We start from the raw sequence: 23,317 nt of genomic DNA, 5'->3' as shown, positions 1-23,317 counted from the left end.
TTATCGGAAAGAAATGCGCGTTCTGCGTGGAGTTGTGCACATGAGGGGAACACGCGTGCACGGACGGTCGTCATCGGACCCTGCTCCGCAGAGTCGTGAGCAGATACGCGCAGAGCAGAGCCGTGAGCGACAACATCAGCGCACCTCCGACGGGTTGGGCGATCACACCCGCAACGGCCGCCAGATAGTGCTCACCCCCGAACGGCCACTGCACCAGCACGAGCTCACGCAGCCGGGTCGAGAACCCTGCCGCCGTTCGAACCGATGGCCCCTCCAGGACCTTTTGTACGACCGGCACGACGAGGATCGGCACGGCGAGGACCGCCGCGAGCCCGGCGGTCGTCGACCGGAAGATGCCCGCTGCCAGAACACCCGCCCAGGCACAGCCGACCACGAGACCGATCCAACTCGCGCCCAGAACGACCCAGTCCGGAGGAACTCCTGTCAGTTCCCGTCCGTAGACGATGTGGAGCAGTTCGGCGTTCACACCCACCGTGACGAGGGCCAGCGTCAGCCCGGTGGCTGCGGCGACGACGAGTTTCGCGGCCAGCAGCCCCAGGCGGCGGGGGACGGTGCCGCGGTCCACGGCCAGGGCGGGGTGACGGAACTCGTCGCCGAAGGCGAAGGCGCCGAGCAGCCCCGCACCGAGCGCCGCGGGCGGCAGGGGAAAGTCCCGCGGCCATGCGGCGAGCAGCCGTGACTGCGGCGTGTGTCCCGCTCTGGCCAGGAGTACGGAGATGAGGGCGGAGGCCACGAGTACGGCGGCCGCGGTCAGGTATCCCGTACCGATCCCCGCAGCGCGGCGCAGTTCGTAGCGCAGCGGACGCAAGGGGCCGGCGCCATGGCGGACGGCGATGGGCGGCGGGAGGGGAGACAGCTCGCGCGCTCTCTCCCCCTCCGCGGCCGGTGCGGGTGCCGCCGCCCCGCGAGTGCCCTCCTCGGGCTCCCGTCCGGGGACCGCTCCCATGTCACCGACCTCGTCCGCGAGTTGGTGCACGAGGATGCCGTGGCGGTAGGCGGCCTCGCCGACGTCGGCGCAGGTGCTGCCGTACACGGAAAGCCGATTGCCGTCCTCCCGGACGACTTCCACGGAGCGCTGGGCGGAGCGGGCCTCCGTGGCGAGCAGGGCACCGAGCCGCGCGGCGTGCGGGCTGCGGACGGCGACACGGGGCCGGAGCCGGGTTCGCGAGAAGTCGGCCACGTCCTGATCGGCGACGAGCCTGCCCTTGTCCAGCGTGACGACCCGGTCGGCGGCCCGCGCGGCCTCCTTGGGGTCGTCCGTGGCGAACAGCACCGTGCCGCCCGCGCCGGCGTGGGCACGCAGAACCCCGTGCAGCCAGCGCGCCTCGCGGGCGGACAGCCCGTCTGTGGCGCCGTCGAGTACCAGTGTGTGCGGGTCGGACAGGAGGGCACAGGCCAGGCCCAGGCGGCGGTCCATGCCGCGCGAGAGGGTGCCCAGACGCTCGTCGCGCAGGCTGACCAGACCCACGACCTCCAGGACGTCGTCGGCTCTCCGAGCCGGTACGCCCGCCGCGGCGCACAGCATGCGGAGTTGACCGCGGACCGTGCGCGCCGGATGACCCGGGACCTCGCCGAGGAGCACGCCCACCTCCCGCGAGGGATGGGCGATGCGGTGCAGCGGGCGACCTCTGAAGTAGGTGATTCCACGACCTTGTTGGAGTTCGAGCATGAGCTTGAGTACGGTCGTCTTGCCTGCGTCCGGGGCTCCCAGGAGCGCCGTGACACGGCCCGCGGGCGCCTCGAAGGAGACGTCGTCGACAGCGGGGGGAAGTTCCTTGCGGGCGCTGCTGGTCAGTCCGATGGCCTGGATCACCCAAAGCAAGATAGCGCGATATGTACCGTTTTTCGGGAACTGTGCGTGCGCTCCGGAGCAGACTCCTTACCGGTCCGGTCACTTGGCCGGACCGCGGGCCTCGAGACCGGCCGGCCCCGGACGGTGTCAGACTTCGGGGCGGAGCATCGGCGGATTGAGCAGCGTGGCACCGCCCGCGCGGAAGAGCTGGGCGGGGCGGCCGCCCTGCCGGGTCGTCGTTCCGCCCGTGGGGACGAGAAAGCCCGGTGTGCCGGTCACCTTGCGGTGGAAGTTGCGGGGGTCGAGGGCCACTCCCCACACCGCCTCGTACACCCGGCGCAGCTCACCGACCGTGAACTCGGGCGGGCAGAACGCGGTGGCGAGCGACGAGTACTCGATCTTGGAGCGGGCGCGCTCCACCCCGTCCGCGAGGATCTGGGCATGGTCGAAGGCGAGCGGTGCCGCCTGTTCACCGTCACGGCCGTAACCGCCCCGCTGGAGCAGCTCCTCGACGGGAGCCCAGCGTGCGCTGTGTGCGTCTCCGCCCGGGCGCGGCGCGGGCAGATCGGGTGCGAGAGCGAGGTGGGCGACGCTGACGACCCTCATCCGCGGGTCGCGCTTGGGATCGCCGTAGGTCGCGAGCTGTTCCAAGTGCGCGCCGTTCGCCTGTACCGGGGCATCGGGGTCGTGGGCGCGCAGACCCGTCTCCTCCAGCAATTCCCGAGCCGCGGCCTGCGAGAGGTCCTCGTCCGGCCTCACGAAGCCGCCGGGCAGCGCCCACCGTCCCTGAAAGGGCGGCTCACCCCTCCGTACCGCCAGCGCGCACAGGGCGTGACGACGCACGGTCAGCACGACCAGGTCGACGGTGACGGCGAACGGTGCGAAGGCTGACGGGTCGTAGGGCATGCCGAGATCATAGTCGTCTGCCTGACGATAAACACTCCCTTCGCCGGTCGCTTCAGTGGCTGATCCGCTGCTTCCCGGACGGGACACCGGCCGCCCTCCGCAGGATCGGACTCGACGGCAAGCAGCCGTCAGGCCCCCAGCTGCAGCCCTTCGGCCGCCTCCTCCACCATGGCCAGGCCGAGCCTGCTGACGCGTACGGAGAAGGCTGCACCCGCGACCCGTAGGCCGGTCAGTCCGATCTCCCCCAGGGGAGCGCCGCGGACCGGGCGCAGTGTGACCGTGCGCGCCGGGGCGTCGGGGCGGATCCCGGCAAGGGAGGTGAGCAGGAGGACGCCGGCGGCCGCGGATGTGGCCGATGGTCTGCAGGCCGTCGGATGCGGTACCGGGGCGCCGCCTTCGGCACGCTGCTCCCCCGCATACATCTCGGGCAGCCGGTGGCCGAAGGCCTCGGCCGCCGCCAGCAGGCCCCGCAGCAGTGAACCGGCCTCCTTCTCGTAGCCCGCGGCGGCCAGCCCTGCCACGGCCAGGGCCGTCTCATGGACCCGCACGGCCCCGCTCCGATGCCCGAACGGGTTGTACGCCGCCTCCTTCGCGCCGAGACTGCGCAAACCCCATCCCGAGTCCATGGCGGGCCCGCCGAGCAGGCGCGCGAGCTGTTCCGTCTGCACCTTGTCGAGCAGCCCCGAGGCCGGTGTGCCGGCGCCGAGCAGGCCGGTGTCGAGCAGATGGACACTGCCGGCACCGAAGTGGGGCACGAGCCGTCCTCCCGGCAAGCGGGCCGCGGCCGGTCTGCCGCCGCCTCTGTCCTCGATCCAGAAGTCCTCCTGGAACGCGGTCCGCATCTTCCCCGCCCGCTGCCGCAACTCGGCGCCCCCTCCCCTGCCGTACGCGTCGAGGAGGTCGGCGCCAAGCAATGCGGCCCGGTGAGCGTGTGCCTGGGTCTCGCAGCGCCACGGCCCGCCCGGGTGCGGGTCGGCCAGATACGTGCCGTCACCGAGAGCCGTACGCAGCCAGTGCAGACAACGCTCGGCCGTGGGCAACAGCTCTTCCGTCTCCGGCTCGGAAAGCCCCCATCGCCGGGCTTCCGCCAGTACCACGGGAAACAACAGGGTCGCCTCCTGGCCCGTACAGCTCGGGGGCAGCAGGGCACCGGCCTGCCGTCGCGGGCCGGGAATCAGACCGGACCGTGGCCCCGCACCCACGAGTTGGGTACGGGCGAGGGTGCGCAGGGTGCCAGCGGCCAGGCGCGTGCCCAGGGGCAGGGTCATGCGTGCTGCCGCCAGCGACTCGGCCGGTGCCATGCCGCAACGCCAGGGCGCCCCGGCCGCGAGGTGCGTGTCGGTCGGCTGTACGGGATCGCGCAGGAGGAGTGCCTCGAGGTCCTCGATGCTCGTACGCAGGAGCGCCGGGACCCTGGGGTCGTCGCCCACGGCCCGTGCCGGGGCGAGCGGACTCAGGGCACCGCGGGCGACGGCCCGGATGGGGCCCGCTCCGGCCGGGCCCACTCTCAGCTCCACACTTCGGGTGCCGCCGGGCGGCAGTTCGATTTCCCATCGCAGTAGTCCGGCGGAGGCCAGCGCGTCCATGGGCGGCGGGTCCGCGGTGACGACGGAGTGCCCGGTGGCACACGACCACCGCATGCCGGAGTCGTGGACGCTGGCCGGCAGGTCGGGGCCCGCTCTCCCCGCGGCGATCGCGCCCAGTTCGGCCAGGTCCGTGCCGAGCGCCAGCTCGACGGGAAGGCGCAGAGGGCGGTGGGCGGCGCTGCGCAGGGTGATCCGCTCCGTGCCGTCGGCGTACCGCGTCCGTTCGACCATGACATCCGGATCGGGTCCGCCGTCGGCCGACAGGCTCAGCGTGGCCACGAAGCGTGCCTGGTCGGCGGCGATCATCCGGGCCTGGACAGCGAGCGGCTCACGCCCCGCCACCCGCAACCGGCACCGGGACAGCATGCGCCGGCCCGATCGGTAGAAGCCCTCCAGTCCGTGGCCGGTCAGCTGCCCCTCCTTCGTGGAGATCGCGAGCCCTGGCAGGGCGACGCAGATCAGGGCGGTGTGTGCGGGCGGAAGGTGTGCCGGGCCGCGTTGCGCGGTCGGTGCCGGCTGCGAGGCCGGGGCGCCGCCGCGTCCTATGGAGGGCTGCGCGGACCTGCGAAAGGCAGAGGAGCCACTGTTCGGAACAGGGGCCATGGAGGACTGGGTGGGCAGGGGCATGGGGCGGCTTCTTCTGTGCTCCGTGCGCTGAGTGGGTGCTCGGCGATGTGTGAGGGCTCGACGATGTGTGAGGCTTTGACGGGGCGAGGCCTGCGAGGGCACGGCCCGGTCGAGAGCTGCGCCACTCAGGTGAACGGGGCGGGCCTGTCGCGGGTCACGCCCCGTTTCGCCGAACCCCACCGATCGGCCGTGGCAGTTGCGCTCATACGTCTCCCTTCTTCGTCCCAGGCCGCCCGGCGACCCGTCGGGGGCGGACCGCGCCACTCGTACTGTCGCTGTCCCTGGCCGGTCCATCCGTCCCGGGAGCACCAGCAGCGGCGGATCGGGACGGGCGCGTGTGCCCGGTACCGGACGGTCGGGAGCCGGGCCGGTCGGTGGCGCTCTCCGTGGTCCGCGACCTGCGTCGGCGACGGGCAGGCACCCGTGACGGCCGCGCCGGGGAATGCCCGGACGTTCCGTCGGAAGCGCCCGGCGAGAGTGAAGGGGCAACCGTCTTGCCCTCCACCCGGTCCGTACGCTCCCCGCGGAGGCAGCGGCGAATCGACTCCGGGTCCAGGCCCTCGTTGCACGCCTGGTGGAGGAGACGGGCGAAGAGGTACTCGGAATCCGCTCCCAGCGCCATGGCCAGGGCTTCGCGGGCTTCCAGCTCGTCACCGGAGGACCAGGCCACCCATCCGGCGAGCGTGAGCGGCGCCGCGGCGTGTTCGCCGTACGGTCCGACGCAGCGGCGGGCCAGTGCCCGCCAGAGCCGCAGGGCAGGTCCGGCCTCGTCGCCCTCCATCCACTCGGCTGCCCGGTCCCGAGTCGTGCGGTCCTGAAGGCCGAGGATCAACGTGGCCGCCTCGTCGTGACGCAGCAGTTCGTCGTCCCGGAGATCCGCCGCCGGACTGCCGGGCTTGCCGGCCGCAGGGGTGGCGTCGGCGAATCGGCGCATCACCCGGTGAGCCAGCTCCAGGGTCTGGACCGCCACGACGGCACGGCTCTCGTCGTCCAGAATTCGGGGGATCAGCGCCATGCTCACCGCGTCGAGGGCGGACTCCTGCTCCCCGGCCACCCTGGTCTCCCACGGGGTGAGCCTGGCCCTGAGCTCACGCAGGGTGCCCCGGACCTGGAGTCCGGCATAGGTGGCGGCCGCGGCCAGCACAGAGGTACCGGGCAATCCCATGGACGTGCCGTCAGTGGGGCAGCAGTGCTCGCTGGGGCAGCAGTACGACCAGAAGCGGCCGTCCGAGATGCAGAGAGCTTCGATGACCGGGACGTCGAGCACTCCGCATGCCGTACGCAGCAACTGTGCGAGCGGACGCAGGCGTTCCATGACCGCTCGGCCCGATTCGCCTTCCCTGGGATCCTGGCAGAGGAAGGCGACCATGCTCTCGGGCAGCGCGCCCCTTCGTTCGCTGCCCTTCACCAGGCCGTGGGTCAGTTGCTCCGCGACGGACGGCCAGTCGTCCGCGTTGCCGGGGATACCGAGCCGGGCCCGCCCACCGAAACGGCCGCGCCCGTCCCTGTCGTGGAGAGCGACGAGCACGATGCTGTCCTCAGGGCGGTATCCGAGCAAGTAGGGAAGGGCATCGGCCAGTTCAGCGGGGGTGCGGAGGGTGACCTGGTGCTCGGGGTACGGGGTGGCTGGCGGGCCATGGACCAGATCGGCGGAACCCGTACCGTCCCGGCTCTCCCCGTGTTCGTCCTGGCTCTCCCCGTGTCCGTCCTGGCTCTCCCCGTGTCCGTCCCGGTCCTCCCCGTGCCCACCACGCTCCTGGCCCTGGCCACTGTGCCCTGAGGCGTCGTGCCCGAAGCCGGTTTCACGGCGCGCCGGCCCGTCTCCACGACGGTTTCCGCCCGCTCCCCCGTGCGGGCCGCCCTCGCTCTCCCTGCCCAGCACGCCGGGTCCGCTCTGCGCACCTCGCATGCCACGTCCGGTCTCCCCGCCCGATCCGTCCTGCTCGTCCAGCCCGCCGTTCTCATCGCATCCGTCGATGTCACCGTCGCCGAGGTTCCCGGCCGGTTCGCTGTGGTTCGTCATGTCGTGACCATCCCGCGGATCCCGGAATTCCGCTTTGCCCTGTGGATAACCACGGCCATGATCACGTCAGAAGTTGTCCACAGCAGGCGGACCCATTCGCGCGATGTCCGACCCATCGGGTTGCATGGAGCCATGAGCAACGAAGAGCTGCACGCCGCGGCCGACATCGTCCTCGCCCGCCTCGTCGGCGCGCCGGCGGGCGACGCCCGGCTGCGCGAGGACCAGTGGCGCGCCATCGAGGCCCTGGTGGCCGACAAGCGCAGGGCCCTGGTGGTGCAGCGCACCGGCTGGGGCAAGTCCGCCGTGTACTTCGTCGCGACCGCGCTGCTGCGTGAGCAGGGGGCAGGTCCCACTGTCATCGTCTCCCCGCTCCTCGCTCTCATGCGTAACCAGGTCGAGGCTGCCGCCCGTGCCGGCATCCGGGCGCGGACCATCAACTCGTCCAACACGGAGGAGTGGGACACGATCCAGGACGAGGTGGCCGCGGGTGAGGTCGATGTCCTTCTGGTGAGCCCGGAGCGCCTCAACAATCCGGACTTCCGTGACCAGGTACTGCCCAAACTCGCCGCGGCGACCGGCCTGCTCGTGGTGGACGAGGCGCACTGCATCTCCGACTGGGGCCACGACTTCCGGCCGGACTACCGCCGCCTGCGGACGATGCTCGCCGATCTGCCCCCGGGCGTCCCCGTCCTCGCCACCACCGCCACGGCGAACGCGCGCGTGACGGCCGACGTGGCCGAGCAGCTGGGCACCGGCGGCAGCACGGACGCCCTCGTCCTGCGCGGCCCACTGGACCGGGAGAGTCTGAGCCTCGGTGTACTGCAGTTGCCGGACGCCGCCCACCGGATGGCCTGGCTCGCCGAGCACCTGGCCGAGCTGCCGGGCTCCGGAATCATCTACACGCTCACCGTGGCCGCCGCCGAGGAGGTCACCGCCTTCCTCCGGCAGAGCGGGCACACGGTGACCTCATACACGGGGAAGACGGAGAACGCGGACCGCCAGCAGGCGGAGGAGGATCTGCTGGCCAACCGGGTCAAGGCCCTCGTGGCCACGTCGGCGCTGGGCATGGGCTTCGACAAGCCCGACCTCGGCTTCGTGGTGCACCTGGGGTCGCCGTCCTCCCCCATCGCGTACTACCAGCAGGTGGGGCGTGCGGGCCGCGGCGTGGAGCATGCCGAGGTGCTGCTCCTGCCGGGCAAGGAGGATCAGGCGATCTGGCAGTACTTCGCCTCGATCGCCTTTCCTCCGGAGGAGCAGGTCAGGCGCACCCTGGACGCTCTCGGCCAGGCGGGCCGTCCCCTCTCGCTCCCCGCGCTCGAACCACTGGTGGAGCTGCGCCGGTCACGGCTCGAGACGATGCTCAAGGTCCTTGACGTGGACGGCGCCGTTCAGCGCGTCAAGGGCGGCTGGATCTCCACGGGCACACCATGGGCGTACGACACCGAGCGCTACGCGTGGGTCGCGAAGCAGCGCGCGGCCGAGCAGCAGGCCATGCGCGACTACGTGACGACGACGGGCTGCCGGATGGAGTTCCTGCGCCGACAGCTGGACGACGAGGGAGCGGCCCCGTGCGGTCGCTGTGACACCTGCACGAAGCCGCGGTTCTCCGACGCCGTGTCCTCGACCGCCCTGGACTCGGCCCGTGGAGAGCTCGGCCGCGCGGGTGTCGAGGTGGAGCCCCGGAAGATGTGGCCGACGGGTCTGCCCGCCGTGGGAGTCGACCTGAAGGGACGCATCCCGGCCGGCGAACAGGCCTCGACCGGTCGGGCGCTGGGACGCCTGTCGGACATCGGCTGGGGCAACCGGCTGCGGCCCATGCTCGGACCACAGGCCTCGGACGAACCCGTTCCCGACGATGTGGCGCAGGCCGTCGTCGGCGTGCTGGCGGACTGGGCGAAGGGCCCGGGCGGCTGGGCCTCGGGCAGTTCCGACGCACAGCCGCGCCCGGTCGGTGTCGTCACCATGGCGTCGCACCGGCGGCCACGTCTGGTCCAGTCGCTGGGCGCACGGATCGCGGAGGTCGGCCGCCTGCCCCTGCTGGGCTCCATCGAATACGCCCCGGGCGCCGATCGCGCGCAGGTCTCCAGAAGCAACAGCGCGCAGCGGCTGAAGGCCCTCGACGGCGCTCTCGTGGTGCCGCCGGCCCTGACCGCGGCCCTCGCCCAGTCCGAAGGGCCCGTCCTCCTCGTGGACGACTCGACCGACACCGGCTGGACGCTCGCGGTGGCCGCGCGCCTGCTCCGGCGAGCCGGCGCACAGGGGGTGTTGCCGCTGGTCCTCGCCGTGCAAGGGTGATCAACGCGTAGCCGTGTGGACACCGGGCAGGGATATATGCGGCGGATCGTCAGATAACGGTCGGTGGCCCCAATTGCTCGTTGCCGCAACCAAGTTCGACAGGAAGAATTGGCTACGCGCCCCGCGTGGCCTCCCGAGGCCGCCCGTTCGGGCTGTGCTGCGGCGCGCTCCCCCAGTCCGACCCCCGCCCGCAGTGTGGGCGCGTAGCCGAAGGGAGGACCGTGACCTTCGGATTCGCTCCGTCCTCGGCGGCATCGATGTCGACGTCCGCCAACTCCGCCAACCCACTGGCTCGGATGCTCGAGCCCGCCGAATGGGCCGCCGCCGGGATTCCGCTGCTGCGCAATCCTCGTGAGGTCGTCAGTGGGCTGCACGCGCGGCATCGGCCCGGGCCCACGACCGCGATCGTGGCGGTGCTCGACCCCGACGAACGGCTGAACGCGAGCGCCTCCTTCACTCGGCGGCCGGCTCCGGCGGACGGATGGGTGTTCCGGAACGCGCTGCTCGCACAGCTGCGCCGGGTCATTCCGCACGACCTGCGGCGCCGCACCCCGGTGCGTACGGCGGTGTTGCTCTACTGCCGTGAGGGCGACGCGCGTTGGACCGAGGAGGACGGGGCGTGGATGTGGGGGCTGCGGGACGCCTGCACACTGCACGGACTGCGCTGTGGCGCGTACATCACGCTGACACGTGACGGCTGGCAGGTGCTCGGTGAGGGACGGGGAGGGCGCCGCCCCAGCGCGGACTCACCACCGGAGTCGCTGGAGTCGTTCGCGGCGGCCGAGACCGTGCAGCCACGCACGGGTGGCGCCGCCTCGGAGATGCTGCGCCGCGCTGCCGCCCGCTGAGTCGACGGCTGCGGCTGCGGCTGCGGCAGGCACGGAAACGGGCGGGGAGCGCCTCTCGCGAGCACCACGGGGGCCGGTCGCACCCGGCGACGTGAAACACGCGGGTGTGAGCAGCGCGGCCTCGGACAGGTCCGGCGATCACTGCGCCACCGCCGCACGCACATCCGGCGAGCACGACTGTCACGCCTCACCTGTCACGGCTCACGCAGGTCCGGCAGACAGCACCGCCACGCCACAACGGGTCCGGCGGGCACGGGCGCAACACGTCGACTGTCACGCCTCACGCAGGCCCGGTAAGCATCACCGCCACGCCACAAACAGGTCCGACGGGCACAGGCGCAGCACCTCCCGTCCCTTCGGCAGGCCCGACTGTCACGCCTCACGTGCCACGCCTCACACAGGTCCGGCAGGCATCACCGCCACGCCACGAACAGGTATGGCGGGGCCCGCACAGTGGCAGCACCTCACGCAGTTCGGGCAGGCACAACTCAGCGCATCGCTACGCGCATCGACGCCCCGCCGGCACGACCGCGAACACGATCACGCACCGGCGAGAGCGAGCCCGCCCGGCCGACGGCCTGGCCCGGGTCGCCGGAACGGGTCGCGTACCGCCCTCATCACGATGGGGGCGGTACGCGACCCGTTCCGGCACACGCCGGACCGTCCTCTGTGCATCGCTCCGAGCAGAGGCCACCGCAGTGGCCTCTGTGTCGCGAGATCCCCTGGAAGAGCGGGGGACCTCAGACCCGCGCGCCCAGCACCGAGTTGATCTGCTGCGGGTCCCCGCAGACGATCAGCAGGGCGCCGGCTCGGCCGAGGGCCAGCGGCAGGGCGGTGGCGGCAGTGGTGTCGGGCCCACCGTTGACGGCGACGACGACCACGGGCCGGGACGCGGCACGACCGACTGCGGAGGCGTCGGCGTAGAACACGTCGTCTCCCGCGTCGTGCTGGGCCCAGTACGCGGCCTCACCGAAGGAGAGCTCGTGCGCGGCCCACGGGTGCGGTTCGCCGGTGGTGATCACCAGCACCTCACCGGGGACCCTGCCCGAGTCAAGGAGCAGGTCGACCGCTTCCTCGGCGGCGTCCAGCGCGCCCTCGGCCGAGGCCGGGATCAGCTGGATCTGCGGAGTCGAGGCTGCGGTGGGGGCCGCCGGGGCGGACGGCCCCGGCTTGGCCACGGCCGTGTCGCGCGCAGTGCGTTGCACAGGCGGCGTCGGCCGGACAGGACCCGGACGGCCGGGACGCGGCGGAGCCGCGGGACGGGGGCCGGGTACGGGACGGGGGGTCGGCGCGGTCCGGTTTGTGGCCGGACTGACGCGGGGACCCTGGGCACTCTCGTGAATCTGAGGCTCCTCGGGAATGAGAGGCATGAGCTGATTTTTATCAAACGCCGGTGCGACTCGCGAAGGCGGGTGGCACATGAGTGCGAACGGGATCGTCAGAAATCGAAGCCGAGTTGCCCTTCGATCTCCGGAACGCTTCCGTCCGCCCAACTGCGGACCTTCTTGAGGTGCCGCCACTGGGGCAGCGCATCAAGATACGCCCACGACAACCGGTGGTACGGGGTGGGGCCCCGCATCTCCAGCGCGGCCTTGTGAACCGGTGACGGATACCCGGCGTTGGCCGCAAAACCGAAGTCTGCATGGTCCATACCCAGTTCGGCCATCATTTTGTCGCGCTGGACCTTCGCGATCACCGATGCGGCCGCGACGGCGATACAGGACTGGTCGCCCTTGATCACCGTGCGGACCCGCCACGGGTTCCCGAGGTAGTCGTGCTTGCCGTCGAGGATGACCGCGTCGGGACGCACCGGCAGGGTTTCGAGGGCCCGGCCGGCCGCCAGTCGCAGTGCGGCCGTCATGCCCATGTGGTCGATCTCCTCCGGAGAGGCGTGCCCCAGGGCGTACGAGGTCACCCACGTCGCCAGTATCTCGGCGAGCGCGGTACGCCTCTTGACGGTGAGCAGTTTGGAGTCGGTGAGGCCTTCGGGCGGGCGACGCAGGCCCGTGACCGCCGCGCAGACGGTGACCGGGCCGGCCCAGGCGCCGCGCCCCACCTCGTCGACGCCGGCGATGACCTTCGCTCCGGTCGTGGCGCGCAGGGAGCGCTCGACGGTGTGGGTAGGTGGTTCGTACGGCATGGCGTGCTCAGCCTACGCCGCCCTCGACCTCACCCGACACCCCGGTTCCCAGGAGCACGCCGAGCATCTCCGGCCCTTCGGCCCACAGGCCGGTCAGACACGCGCCGGACGCAGCAGCGGAACCATGAACTGGTCGATCATCTCCTCGAGATCGCGCTCGCTCCATTCGCTCGCGCACATCTTCGATCGGTACATCATCATGGCCGGAATGGCGTCGAAAACGTAGGAGTTCGCCGCGTCGGGCCGCACCTCCCCCCGACGGATCCCCCGGTCGACGACCTCTCCGAGCAGACGGACGGTCGGCTCCACGACCCCCTCCATGATCACCTCCTGGAAGCGCTGAGCCTGGGACGAGTCGCATTCGTGAATCACCGAGCGCAGCGCGAAACCGGGGCGCGAGAACATCGCCTCGCGCGCCCGTCGGCACAGCTCCAGCAGGTCGTCCCGCACGCTTCCCAGATCGGGCACGTCCGCGAGGGGCGGCAGCCCCGCCTGGAGCGCGTCGGCGACGAGGTCCTCCTTGGACGGCCAGCGACGGTAGACCGCGGCCTTGCCGGTCTGGGCGCCGGCCGCGACGCCCTCCATCGTGAGGCCGTTCCAGCCGACCGTGCTGAGCTGTTCCAGCGCGGCTTCGAGGATCGCACGTTCGAGTACGGCGCCGCGGCGGCGCGGGGAGGCCGCCCGAGCGGGGGCGGTCGTCCAACCCGAAGTAACCATGAGCGTGTCTCCGTGTGAGCGGGCGAGCGGCACGCGCGCGTGCCACCCCGGACCCGGGGGTCCGTTGACGGTCAAGTAGCGCAACGCGGCAGCGACTTCAGTGAACGCTTGCGTTCACTGTCGGGGACTCACTACCGTTTGACGCGGCAGTGAACGCGAGCGTTCACTAACGTACTTGTGGGGGACCCAATAGTGACAACCTCTCCGTTGACCCAGGATCAAAAGCCAGGGGCGGCCCGCCGGGAGGGACATCCCGGCATCGCGCTCACCGTCATCGCGGCCTGCCAACTCATGGTGGTACTCGACGCGACGATTGTGAACATCGCCCTCCCGCACATCCAGAACGCGCTCGAGTTCTCGACCACCGATCTCACCTGGGTGGTCAGCGCGTACACACTCACCTTCGGCGGGCTGCTGCTGCTCGGCGGCCGGGCCGGGGACATCCTCGGCCGCCGCCGGGTCTTCATGACCGGCATCCTGCTCTTCACGGCCGCCTCGCTCCTCGGCGGCTTCGCCCAGGAACCCTGGCAGCTGCTGGCCGCACGCGCCCTGCAGGGCGTCGGTGGCGCGATCGCCTCGCCCACCTCGCTGGCGCTCATCACCACGACGTTCCCCGAAGGGCCCGAGCGCAATCGCGCGTTCGGTGTCTTCGCCGCCGTCTCGGCCGGTGGCGGCGCCATCGGCCTGCTGGCCGGCGGAATGCTCACGGAGTGGCTCGACTGGCGCTGGGTCCTCTTCGTCAACGTACCCATCGGCGTGCTGATCGCCGTGGTCACACCGCTCTACATCAGCGAGTCCGAGCGGCATGCCGGGCGCTTCGACATCGCGGGCGCGCTGACGTCGACGGCCGGTATGGCCTCGCTCGTCTACGGCTTCATCCGGGCCGCGGAGGAGGGATGGCGGGACGGCCTCACCATCGCGTCCTTCTGCGCCGCGGTCGTCCTCCTGGTGGCGTTCGCCCTGATCGAGTCCCGGGCCAAGGAACCGATCACGCCCCTGCGGATGTTCGCCGACCGCAACCGCTCCGGTACGTACGTGATCATGCTGAGCCTCGCCGCGGCGATGTTCGGCATGTTCTTCTTCATCGTTCTCTTCGTGCAGAACGTGCTGCGGTACACCCCGATCGAGGCGGGCCTGGCCTTCCTCCCCGTGACGTTCGCGATCATCGTCGGCGCGGGCCTGTCGCAGCGTTTCCTGCCGGTTCTCGGCCCGAAGCCGTTCATGGTGGTCGGGTCGGCCTTCGTCGCGGTCGGGCTCGGCTGGCTGACCTTCATGGACCCCGGGAGTACGTATCTCGGCGGGGTGCTCGGCCCGATGCTGCTGTTCGCCTTCGGCATGGGTCTGAACTTCGTGACGCTGACCCTGACCGCGGTCTCCGGGGTCGCCGCACACGAGGCGGGTGCCGCGTCGGGCCTGCTCAACGTCACGCAACAGGTGGGCGGTTCGCTCGGCCTCTCCATCCTGACCACCGTCTTCGGCACGGCGAGCCGCGAAGAGGCGGAGAAGCAGGTCACGGACTTCATGGCCAGTGCCTCGGCCGAGCAGAAGGCCGAGTTCGCGAAGACGCACCAGCTGCCCGCTCCCTGGAGTCACGAGGTACTCGCCCAGGGCATCTCCACGGCCTTCATCCCGGCTGTCGCGATGGCCCTGCTCGCCCTGGTCACCGCCACGGTGGTGATCAAGGTCCGCAAGAGCGACCTCGACGCGCTGTCGGGCACGGCCGGCCCCGCCGCGGGCTGACCAGCGGGCCGGGCCACCGTACGGGAGACGGTGGCCCGGCCTGCCCGGTTCGTACGCGATCGAAGCCGCGGCTCCCTGCCCCACGCCCGACCAGTCCCACGCCCGAGTTGCCCCACGTCCGAGCCGTGCCTGCCGTCGCCCGACCGAGGCCGTACCCGCCTCGGACGCGCGGCCGTAGCAACGCGTCCTCAACACCGGCAGGCGCGTACGTGGTCGGCGCGCGCCTGCCTCAGCCGCTTCAGCCGCTTCAGCTGCCTCCGCGGAACGTCAGCTCGGTGCTCAGCCGACCGCACTCCTGCCAGTCGGCCTCGGAGGACAGGCCCCGCCCGTCGAGGATGTCCCGGGCCCGTGCCTCGCCCCAGCTCGTCGCGTACCACGGCTCGGTCTCCGCCTGCAGGTCCTCCGCCATGGACTTCAGAGCGCAGGACCGCAATGGCTCCTCCAGCCTGTCGAGGGCCGGGACGGCGTCGGCGGACAGCCCGCGCGCGTAGTCGAGGTCGAACGTGCCCGTCTCCTCGTACCGCTGGACGTTGCGCTCGGCGATCAGGCCGTCCGGTGACACGATTCCGAAGACGAGCACTCCCGCGGCGGCGCTGGCCATCACGGCGCGCGGCAGCCAGCGGGCGCCCAGGACACCGGCCACCATGATGAGCGCGATCACCAGACCGAGCCAGAGCTCGACGCCCACCACCGAGATCCGCAGCCGGGTCAGTCCGTACGCCTCCACGTACATGTCCATACGCCGCACCGCCGCGGCCACCACGACGAGGGCGAGGGCGCAGAGGGTTCCGAGGACGGCTCGCACCAGGGTCCAGTCGCGTGAACCGTCCCGCGGGGCCCAGCGCAGGGCGAAGACGATGACCAGAAGGGTGAGGAGTGTGACCAGGAGCAGCTGCCAGAAGCCCTGGCGCGCGTACTCGGCGTAGGTCTGGCCGGTCTTCTCCAGTACGGCGTCGTATCCGCCGAACAGGACGGCCAGCTGGACGGCGTTGAAGACCGCGAAGAGCACGGCGAGCACGATCAGGGGCAGCGCCCACTCGACGCGGCCACGGGCACGGCCCGGGGGCACCTCGACGCGGTCCCACTGGACAGGTGCCGCGGCCGTGTGTGCCGCCGCGAGGGCGCCGACGGCACCGAGCACGAACAGAACGACGTGCCAGGGACCACCGGAGACCGAAGCGTCCGGCACGAGACCCGCGAGGAGGTCCGCGAAGGCCGCGTCCGCCCCGGCGAACAGCGTGCCGAAGACCACCAGCAGAACCGCGGTCACCACGAGCGCCCGCAGCACCGGGCCCACGTTGCCGCGGGCGCCGCCGGTTCGCTCGCGCAGCCCGCGCCAGCCCCAGCCCGGGCCGGTGATCAGCGAGGTGTAGAGGCCTATCGGGCCGAACAGCATCCCTGGCCAGGTACGGCCGCCGTGCAGGGCGAGCGAGCCCACCGCCACCGCGGCGACGACGGCGAGGAACGACGGCCAGTCGGCGTCCCTCAGAGCCGGAACGATGAGCAGGGCAAGCCCTCCGACGCCCCACACCAACGTCCAGGGGCGCGGGCGCCGGCCCGCCGTCCCAGCGGCGAAGTACGCGCCGAGCGTGACCGGAATCGCCACCAGCAGGAGGTTGAGCGCCAGCCCTTCTCCGAGCAGGAGCATGCTGAGCAGGCCTGCGGCGAGTGCGGCCCAGAGCGTCTCGGTGCGGACCGGCGCCGGGGTGCCCGCCTGGATGTCCGCGAACCAGGACTCGACGGCGGGGCCGTCCCAGCCTTCATCCTCCTCCGGGTCGTCCTCCGAGTCCTTCTGCGAGTCCTTCTGCGAGCTGCCGCGGTCGTCGGAGTCGTCGCGGTCGTCGGAGTCGCCGGATCGGCTTCCGGCCCTGCTCCTGCCCGGGGACGCACTTGCGGCGTCGTCCCCGGAACGGGCCGCTGAAAGGGTGCCCTCCGGCTCCTCGGCCTCGATGCCGGACTTCAGTGCTCGATCCTCCGCTTTCGAGCCGCTCGGCTCTGCCTCGGACGGCGTGTCGGACACGGGACCCCCTCCCGACCGGTCCGGGCAGCTCGCAGCCCGGAACGGCTGCGGGGGAGCTCAGAAAACCGGCTTCTCGTCGGCGCACGCCCGTGATGATCAACGGGCGGCGTGGCGGAAAGGGTAACCGCGGGACGGTCGGCCCAGCGGGTCACGAGCTCTCTGTGGCAGGGCTGTGACAGTGGTCGCCGCTTGGGCCAGGAGAAACAGGGGCACGCGCGCGTGCGGCAGTCACGCGAGCCGAGCGGCGGCGCCGAGGGCAGCGATGCCGTCGCTTCTCACCTCGGTCGCTCGGCTCTCATCTCGGTCGCTCGACGAAAGCCGTCAGCGCGCACGGCCGACCGCGTCACACCGAGCCCTGCGCGGGGCGGAGGGCATGGCCCTGCCGAACGGGCGCCGGACGACCCCGCGCCGGCCCTATCCGCCGTCCCCCGGCGTCAGCCAGCCCGGCAGCGCCTCCGTGTGCCGCGCCCATTCGGCGGGCGGCGCCCCGGCCTTCCCGGCGGCCACGACGCCCCCGACGATGGCGCAGGTGGTGTCCATGTCGCCACCCACCTGGGCGGTCGCCCAGAAACCCTCTTCGTAGTCCCCGAGCGTCCGTGCCGCCGACCAGAGGGCGAACGGCACCGTGTCGTGCGCGGTCGTACGCCGCCCGCAGCCGAGGACGGCGGCGACGGTGGCCGTGTCCGCGTAGTCGAGCATGTCCCTGGCGCGCCGCAGGCCCGCGCCGACGGCGCTGCGCGGCACCAGGGCGATGACTCCGTCGAGCAGCGCGTCGGGCCTGGGCGGGCCTCCCGGCGCCGCCGCCAGCGCGGCGGCGGCCGCCACGGCCATGGCGCCGACCACCGCTTCGCGGTGCTGATGCGTGGGGTACGCCGAGATCTCGGCCTGGTGCGTGGCCTGCTCCGGATCGTCCGCGTACCAGGCGCCCAGAGGGGCGATGCGCATCGCCGCTCCGTTGCCCCAGGAGCCCTGGCCGTTGAAGAGGGCCGAGGACAGCTCGCGCCAGTCACCGCCCTCCCGGACCAGCCGCAGCAGTCGGTTGACCGCGGGTCCGTACCCACGGTCGAAGTCGTGGTGCTCGGCGAAGGAGCGGGCCAGTGCGTCCTGGTCGATGCGGTGGTGGGTGGCCAGAGTGGCCACTACGGAGGTGGCCATTTCCGTGTCGTCGGTCCACTGCCAGGGCCCGGGCGGCAGTACGCGGTCCTTGAGCAGCGGGTAGTTCGCGGGCACGAAGAACTGGGAGCCCAGCGCGTCCCCCACCGCGAGTCCACGCAGGCTGGCCAGGGCGCGATCGAGGCGCCCGTCGGAAGAGGAGTCAGCGGTCATCGCCCTGCCACTCTATCCGGTGACCCCGTACGGCTCCGGATCACGCCAACGCTCGAAGGGACGGTCGATCGTGTACTTGCCGTCCTCCCCCAGAACGAGCATCCGCATCTCCGCGTTCCCCGGGTTCGACAGCGACTCGAACTCGGCGACCGTCCAGTGGAACCAGCGCATGCAGAACAGCCGCATGGCCAGACCGTGGGTCACCAGGAGCACGTTGGGCGGGTGATCGGGCGCCTCGAAGCTCCGGAACAGGCTCTCCAGGAAGTTGCCGACCCGGTCGTACACATCGGCACCGGACTCGCCCTGCGCGAAACGGTAGAAGAAGTGCCCGTACGCGTCCCGGTAGGCCTTCTGGAGGCGTACGTCGTCCCGGTCCTGCCAGTTTCCCCAGTCCTGCTCTCGCAGCCGTGGCTCCTCCCGGACGCGTACCTGGCCGGGATCCAGGTGGAAGGCGCGGAAGGTCTCGTGGGTGCGGCGGTACGGGGAGACGTAAACGCTTACCTGCTCGCTGCCGAAGACCTCTCGGATCCGCTTGCCCGTCTCCTCCGCCTGCCGCCACCCCTTCTCGGTGAGCGCCAGGGCGTGGTCGGGTTCACGCTCGTAGACGGAGTCATCGGCATTGCCCACCGACTCGCCGTGCCGGACAAGGACGATGCGCCGTGGACGTGCCATACCGAAACCCTAGATCGGGTCGCGGCCGATCGAGCACTCGTACGGGCTGCATACGTCGCAGGTCACACAAATCGCGACCGTTTCAGACGGTCCAGGCCGGTTCCAACTGGACGATGTCCCCCGTGAGCGCCGCGACGTCCGCCTCGATCTGGGCCCGCAGGGCGAGCCGCTCCACCCGCTCGACCCGGTATTTGCCGTGCTCGGCGGCGGATTTCCACATGGACAGGACCAGGAACTCGTGGCCGGGCGCCTCCCCGAACAGTCCTCGCACCATGCCGGGCGAACCGGCCATCGCGGGGTTCCAGACCTTCTCCTGCATCAGCGCGAAATGCTCGGCGCGCTCCTCGTGGACGCGACAGTGCGCCACCCGTACGAGGTCGGCCTCCGTGAAGCGGGGTTCGAAGCCCGTCTTCACGTCGAAACGGTGATCGAAGAGTTTGACGTGCGGATCCTTGAAGGTGCCTGCCTGGGAGGTGGCCAGCCGGTCATGGGAACGGGCCATGAAGGAGTCGTAGAAGGCACGGCTCTCCCAGAAGGCGAAGATGTGGGCGACTCCGGACCTTCCCCGGCTCCATCCCCCGCCCTGCCCCCGGAATCCCGGCTCCCCCAGAAGCCCCGCCCATTTCCGCTGCCCCCGTTCGAAACCGCGGCGGTCCACCACGGTGCAGCGAATCCACTTGACCAGCACGGCGCCATCGTAAGGCCCAGGAACGTGGCGTCGGTCACGCTCGGGGGGACTGCATCCGCACGAGCGCCCCGCGCGCGTGACACGATGGGCAACACGCCTCAACTGTCCGTCAGTTGGGGCGCCGACGCAGGGGACCAGGAGGGAGATGCGGTGAACGGCCTCAACAAGGGCATCAGCAAGGTCGAGGTCTCGGTGAAGTGGGATCCCAGTCCCGCCGGTGAGCCGGCCATCGATCTGGACATCGTCGCCGCCACCTATCTCGCGACCGACACCCAGGAGAACCCCGACTACGTAGTGCACTTCGACAGCCGTTCCCCGGACGGCACCATCTACCTCAACCGGGACAGCAAGGACGGCAAGGGCTTCGGCTGGGACGAGGTGATGACCCTGGAACTGACCCGTCTCGACAAGCGCTACGCGCGCGTGATGGTCGGTGTCGCCATCCAGCAGCGCACCGGACGGCGCACGTTCGTCGGTGTGCACAACCCGGCTCTGCGGATCCGTGAGGGCTACACCGTCCTGGCCGAGGACGACTTCGGCGGCGTCCTCGGGGCGACGGCCACGACGGTCGCGGAGTTCGTACGCGACGACTCCGGAGAGTGGACTTTCCATCCGGGCATCCGCGGCTTCGACGCGGACCCGGCGACCTTCGCGAGGGCCATGGGCAAGGCCCAGGAGTCCTGACCGGCGCATGCGGCAGGGGGCGGTGCGGCCTGTGCCGTACGCCCCCTGCTCGTGCGTGCCCTGACCTCGCGGACCCGGCCCTGCCGCGTCACACCCCGGAGCCGGGTGGGGGAAAACGCCGGGGCGGCGGCGTCGAGTGATCGACGCCGCCGCCCTGACCAGGCAGTTCACACCCGAGCGGTGCCCGGGATCAGCTGCAGCCGCTGGTCGAGCCGCAGCCCTCGCAGATGTAGCAGGAACCGGCCCGCTGCATCTTTGTACCGCAGGAGAAGCACAGAGGGGCGTCCGCCTGGATGCCCAGCTGCATCTCCACCAGTTCGGCACTGGTGTGGGCCTGCTGCGGAGCGGGCTTGACCGCTTCGACCTCGGCCTTGGGCGTGACGACGGCCTTCAGCTCCTGCGTACGGGGAGCGGACTGGGCGAGGCCCTCGACGTCCAACTCCTCGTCGGTCGGCTCGTACGAACCGGTCTCCAGGTGACGCTGACGCTCGTCGGCGGAGTGGATGCCGAGCGCGGAGCGCGTCTCGAAGGGCAGGAAGTCGAGCGCCAGGCGGCGGAAGATGTAGTCGACGATCGACTGCGCCATCCGCACGTCCGGGTCGTCCGTCATACCGGCCGGCTCGAAACGCATGTTGGTGAACTTCGAGACGTACGTCTCCAGCGGCACGCCGTACTGCAGGCCCACGGAGACGGCGATCGAGAAGGCGTCCATCATGCCGGCGAGGGTCGAGCCCTGCTTCGACATTTTCAGGAAGACCTCGCCGAGACCGTCGTCCGGGTAGGAGTTGGCGGTCATGTACCCCTCGGCGCCACCGACCGTGAAGGACGTCGTGATGCCGGGACGGCCCTTGGGAAGGCGCTTGCGCACCGGGCGGTACTCGACGACCTTCTCGACCGCGGTACGGATGGTCTCCTCGGCCTTGGCGGTTACCTCGACCTTCTCCTTCTCCTTGGTCTTCGCGGAGAGGGGCTGGCCGACCTTGCAGTTGTCGCGGTAGATCGCGAGCGCCTTGACGCCCATCTTCCACGCCTCGAAGTAGACCTCTTCGACGTCCTCGACGGTCGCCGTCTCCGGCAGGTTGACCGTCTTGGAGAGCGCACCGGAGATCCACGGCTGGATCGCGGCCATCATGCGGACGTGGCCCATCGCGGAGATGGAACGCTCGCCCATGGCGCAGTCGAAGACCTCGTAGTGCTCGTTCTTGAGGCCGGGGGCGTCGATCACATTGCCGTGGTCGGCGATGTGGGCGACGATCGCCTCGATCTGCTCCTCCTGGTAACCCAGGCGGCGCAGGGCCTGCGGGACGGTGCCGTTGACGATCTGCATCGAGCCGCCGCCGACGAGCTTCTTGAACTTGACCAGGGCGAGGTCGGGCTCGAGGCCGGTGGTGTCGCAGGACATCGCGAGACCGATGGTGCCGGTCGGGGCGATGACCGAGGCCTGCGCGTTGCGGAAGCCGTTCTTCTCACCGAGGTGCAGTACGTCCTGCCATGCCTCCGTGGCGGCGGCCCAGATCGGCGTGTCCAGGTCGTCCACACGGACGGCCACGGCGTTGGCGTCGGAGTGCTGCTTCATGACCCGCTGGTGCGGCTGCGCGTTGCGGGCGTAGCCGTCGTACGCGCCGACGACCGCGGCGAGCTCCGCGGAGCGCTTGTACGAGGTGCCGGTCATCAGCGAGGTGATGGCTCCCGCGAGGGCGCGGCCGCCGTCGGAGTCGTACGCGTGCCCGGTCGCCATCAGCAGGGCGCCGAGGTTGGCGTAGCCGATGCCCAGCTGACGGAAGGCGCGGGTGTTCTCGCCGATCTTCTGGGTCGGGAAGTCCGCGAAGCAGATGGAGATGTCCATCGCGGTGATGACGAGCTCGACGACCTGGGAGAAGCGCTCGACGTCGAAGGACTGGCGGCCCTTGTTGTCGTCCTTCAGGAACTTCATCAGGTTCAGCGAGGCGAGGTTGCAGGACGTGTTGTCCAGGTGCATGTACTCGCTGCACGGGTTCGAGCCGTTGATGCGGCCGGACTCCGGGCACGTGTGCCAGCGGTTGATCGTGTCGTCGTACTGGATGCCCGGGTCGGCGCAGGCCCAGGCCGCCTCCGCCATCTTGCGGAAGAGCTCCTTGGCGTCGACCTCCTCGATGACCTCACCGGTCATACGGGCGCGCAGGCCGAACTTGTCGCCGTTCTCCACGGCCTTCATGAACTCGTCGTTCACGCGGACCGAGTTGTTGGCGTTCTGGTACTGGACGGACGTGATGTCGTCGCCGCCCAGGTCCATGTCGAAGCCCGCGTCGCGCAGGGCGCGGATCTTCTCCTCTTCCTTGACCTTCGTCTGGATGAAGTCCTCGATGTCGGGGTGGTCCACGTCGAGGATGACCATCTTGGCCGCGCGGCGGGTGGCGCCGCCCGACTTGATCGTTCCTGCGGAGGCGTCCGCACCGCGCATGAAGGAGACGGGGCCCGAGGCGTTGCCGCCCGAGGAGAGCAGTTCCTTGGAGGAGCGGATCCGGGAGAGGTTCAGGCCGGCGCCCGAGCCGCCCTTGAAGATCATGCCCTCTTCCTTGTACCAGTCGAGGATCGACTCCATGGAGTCGTCGACGGCGAGGATGAAGCAGGCGGAGACCTGCTGCGGCTGGGGCGTGCCGACGTTGAACCACACCGGGGAGTTGAAGCTGAAGATCTGGTGCAGGAGGGCGTACGCCAGCTCGTGCTCGAAGATCTCGGCGTCGGCGGGCGAGGCGAAGTACTTGTGGTCCTCTCCGGCCTTCCGGTACGTCTTCACGATCCGGTCGATGAGCTGCCTGAGGCTCACCTCGCGCTGCGGGGTGCCGACGGCACCGCGGAAGTACTTACTGGTGACGATGTTGACCGCGTTCACCGACCATGAGTCGGGGAACTCGACGCCACGCTGCTCGAAGTTGACCGAGCCGTCGCGCCAGTTGGTCATGACGACGTCACGGCGCGCCCATTCCACCTCGTCGTACGGGTGCACGCCGGGGGTGGTGTGGATGCGCTCGATGCGCAGCCCCTTGCTGGCCTTGGTGCCCTTGGCGCGGGAACCTCGTGCCGGACCGCTCGCCGTCTCTGTCATGCCGCCTCCCTGTATCGGGCTAAAACGCCCAGAAGTGCCTCGTTCTTCCCGTGGCACGGTGTGTGTCTTGTACTGCGCGCAGCGCATGAGCGTCTGCTCGCAGCAGGTCTGTGGTCGCCGCCGGTCGGCGGGGCCGGTGCCGGCCCC

16 protein-coding genes are annotated in these 23,317 nt (G+C 70.8%); 4 read left to right on the top strand and 12 right to left on the bottom strand.

Features of this window, described 5'->3' with window-relative positions:
- Positions 1 to 70: 70 nt before the first annotated feature.
- From KUF83_RS38035 to KUF83_RS38020, 4 genes are all read right to left on the bottom strand, one after another.
- Complete coding sequence (locus KUF83_RS38035; RefSeq protein WP_217459617.1) at positions 71 to 1,834, bottom strand: ATP-binding cassette domain-containing protein; 1,764 nt, start codon at positions 1,832 to 1,834, stop codon at positions 71 to 73.
- A gap of 126 nt (positions 1,835 to 1,960) precedes the next feature.
- A complete protein-coding gene (locus KUF83_RS38030) occupies positions 1,961 to 2,719 on the bottom strand; it encodes an NUDIX domain-containing protein (RefSeq protein WP_217459616.1) in 759 nt (252 codons plus the stop codon).
- A 128-nt stretch (positions 2,720 to 2,847) separates the two neighbouring features.
- Positions 2,848 to 4,932 carry a glycogen debranching N-terminal domain-containing protein gene (locus tag KUF83_RS38025; RefSeq protein WP_254644963.1) on the bottom strand — a complete coding sequence of 695 codons (2,085 nt, stop codon included), beginning with the start codon at positions 4,930 to 4,932 and terminating at the stop codon, positions 2,848 to 2,850.
- Between the two features lie 202 nt (positions 4,933 to 5,134).
- Complete coding sequence (locus KUF83_RS38020; protein WP_254644962.1) at positions 5,135 to 6,955, bottom strand: DUF4192 domain-containing protein; 1,821 nt, start codon at positions 6,953 to 6,955, stop codon at positions 5,135 to 5,137.
- Positions 6,956 to 7,087: 132 nt separating this feature from the next.
- On the opposite strand from KUF83_RS38020, the gene KUF83_RS38015 reads away from it, so the two are divergent.
- On the top strand, positions 7,088 to 9,250 hold the full coding sequence (locus KUF83_RS38015; protein WP_217459615.1) for a RecQ family ATP-dependent DNA helicase: 2,163 nt from the start codon (positions 7,088 to 7,090) through the stop codon (positions 9,248 to 9,250).
- 221 nt (positions 9,251 to 9,471) lie between these two features.
- Positions 9,472 to 10,098 carry a hypothetical protein gene (locus tag KUF83_RS38010; protein WP_217459614.1) on the top strand — a complete coding sequence of 209 codons (627 nt, stop codon included), beginning with the start codon at positions 9,472 to 9,474 and terminating at the stop codon, positions 10,096 to 10,098.
- Positions 10,099 to 10,838: 740 nt separating this feature from the next.
- Here the strand turns inward: KUF83_RS38010 and KUF83_RS38005 are convergent.
- The 3 genes from KUF83_RS38005 to KUF83_RS37995 all read right to left on the bottom strand — a co-directional run bounded on the left by KUF83_RS38005 (position 10,839) and on the right by KUF83_RS37995 (position 12,955).
- Positions 10,839 to 11,468, bottom strand: coding sequence for a hypothetical protein (locus tag KUF83_RS38005; RefSeq protein ID WP_217459613.1), 630 nt, complete (start codon positions 11,466 to 11,468; stop codon positions 10,839 to 10,841).
- Between the two features lie 68 nt (positions 11,469 to 11,536).
- Entirely contained in the window at positions 11,537 to 12,238 is a 702-nt protein-coding gene (locus KUF83_RS38000) for a ribonuclease HII (protein ID WP_217459612.1), read from the bottom strand.
- A gap of 93 nt (positions 12,239 to 12,331) precedes the next feature.
- Positions 12,332 to 12,955, bottom strand: a complete 624-nt coding sequence (locus tag KUF83_RS37995) for a TetR/AcrR family transcriptional regulator (protein ID WP_217459611.1) — start codon at positions 12,953 to 12,955, stop codon at positions 12,332 to 12,334.
- 192 nt (positions 12,956 to 13,147) lie between these two features.
- Here KUF83_RS37995 and KUF83_RS37990 point away from each other — a divergent pair, with 192 nt between their 5' ends.
- On the top strand, positions 13,148 to 14,695 hold the full coding sequence (locus tag KUF83_RS37990) for an MFS transporter (RefSeq protein ID WP_217459610.1): 1,548 nt from the start codon (positions 13,148 to 13,150) through the stop codon (positions 14,693 to 14,695).
- 247 nt (positions 14,696 to 14,942) lie between these two features.
- Here KUF83_RS37990 and KUF83_RS37985 read toward each other — a convergent pair whose 3' ends face one another.
- From KUF83_RS37985 to KUF83_RS37970, 4 genes are all read right to left on the bottom strand, one after another.
- Positions 14,943 to 16,415: a DUF4173 domain-containing protein gene (locus KUF83_RS37985; protein ID WP_308403329.1), complete on the bottom strand. Its 1,473-nt coding sequence runs from the start codon at positions 16,413 to 16,415 to the stop codon at positions 14,943 to 14,945.
- 714 nt (positions 16,416 to 17,129) lie between these two features.
- Positions 17,130 to 18,041, bottom strand: coding sequence for an ADP-ribosylglycohydrolase family protein (locus KUF83_RS37980; RefSeq protein ID WP_217459609.1), 912 nt, complete (start codon positions 18,039 to 18,041; stop codon positions 17,130 to 17,132).
- A gap of 12 nt (positions 18,042 to 18,053) precedes the next feature.
- Positions 18,054 to 18,713 (bottom strand): histidine phosphatase family protein, encoded by a 660-nt coding sequence (locus KUF83_RS37975; protein WP_217459608.1) that lies wholly within the window; start codon positions 18,711 to 18,713, stop codon positions 18,054 to 18,056.
- Between the two features lie 82 nt (positions 18,714 to 18,795).
- Positions 18,796 to 19,401 (bottom strand): DUF4937 domain-containing protein, encoded by a 606-nt coding sequence (locus KUF83_RS37970; protein ID WP_217459607.1) that lies wholly within the window; start codon positions 19,399 to 19,401, stop codon positions 18,796 to 18,798.
- A 150-nt stretch (positions 19,402 to 19,551) separates the two neighbouring features.
- On the opposite strand from KUF83_RS37970, the gene KUF83_RS37965 reads away from it, so the two are divergent.
- Positions 19,552 to 20,085 (top strand): TerD family protein, encoded by a 534-nt coding sequence (locus tag KUF83_RS37965; protein WP_217459606.1) that lies wholly within the window; start codon positions 19,552 to 19,554, stop codon positions 20,083 to 20,085.
- Positions 20,086 to 20,275: 190 nt separating this feature from the next.
- Here the strand turns inward: KUF83_RS37965 and KUF83_RS37960 are convergent, their stop codons facing one another.
- On the bottom strand, positions 20,276 to 23,170 hold the full coding sequence (locus tag KUF83_RS37960) for a vitamin B12-dependent ribonucleotide reductase (RefSeq protein ID WP_217459605.1): 2,895 nt from the start codon (positions 23,168 to 23,170) through the stop codon (positions 20,276 to 20,278).
- Between the last annotated feature and the right edge of the window lie 147 nt (positions 23,171 to 23,317).

Source organism: Streptomyces sp. BV286, assembly GCF_019090165.1.
Taxonomy (GTDB): domain Bacteria; phylum Actinomycetota; class Actinomycetes; order Streptomycetales; family Streptomycetaceae; genus Streptomyces.
Note: the sequence above shows the minus strand (reverse complement) of the source record. Positions and strands in the feature narration are given on the sequence as shown.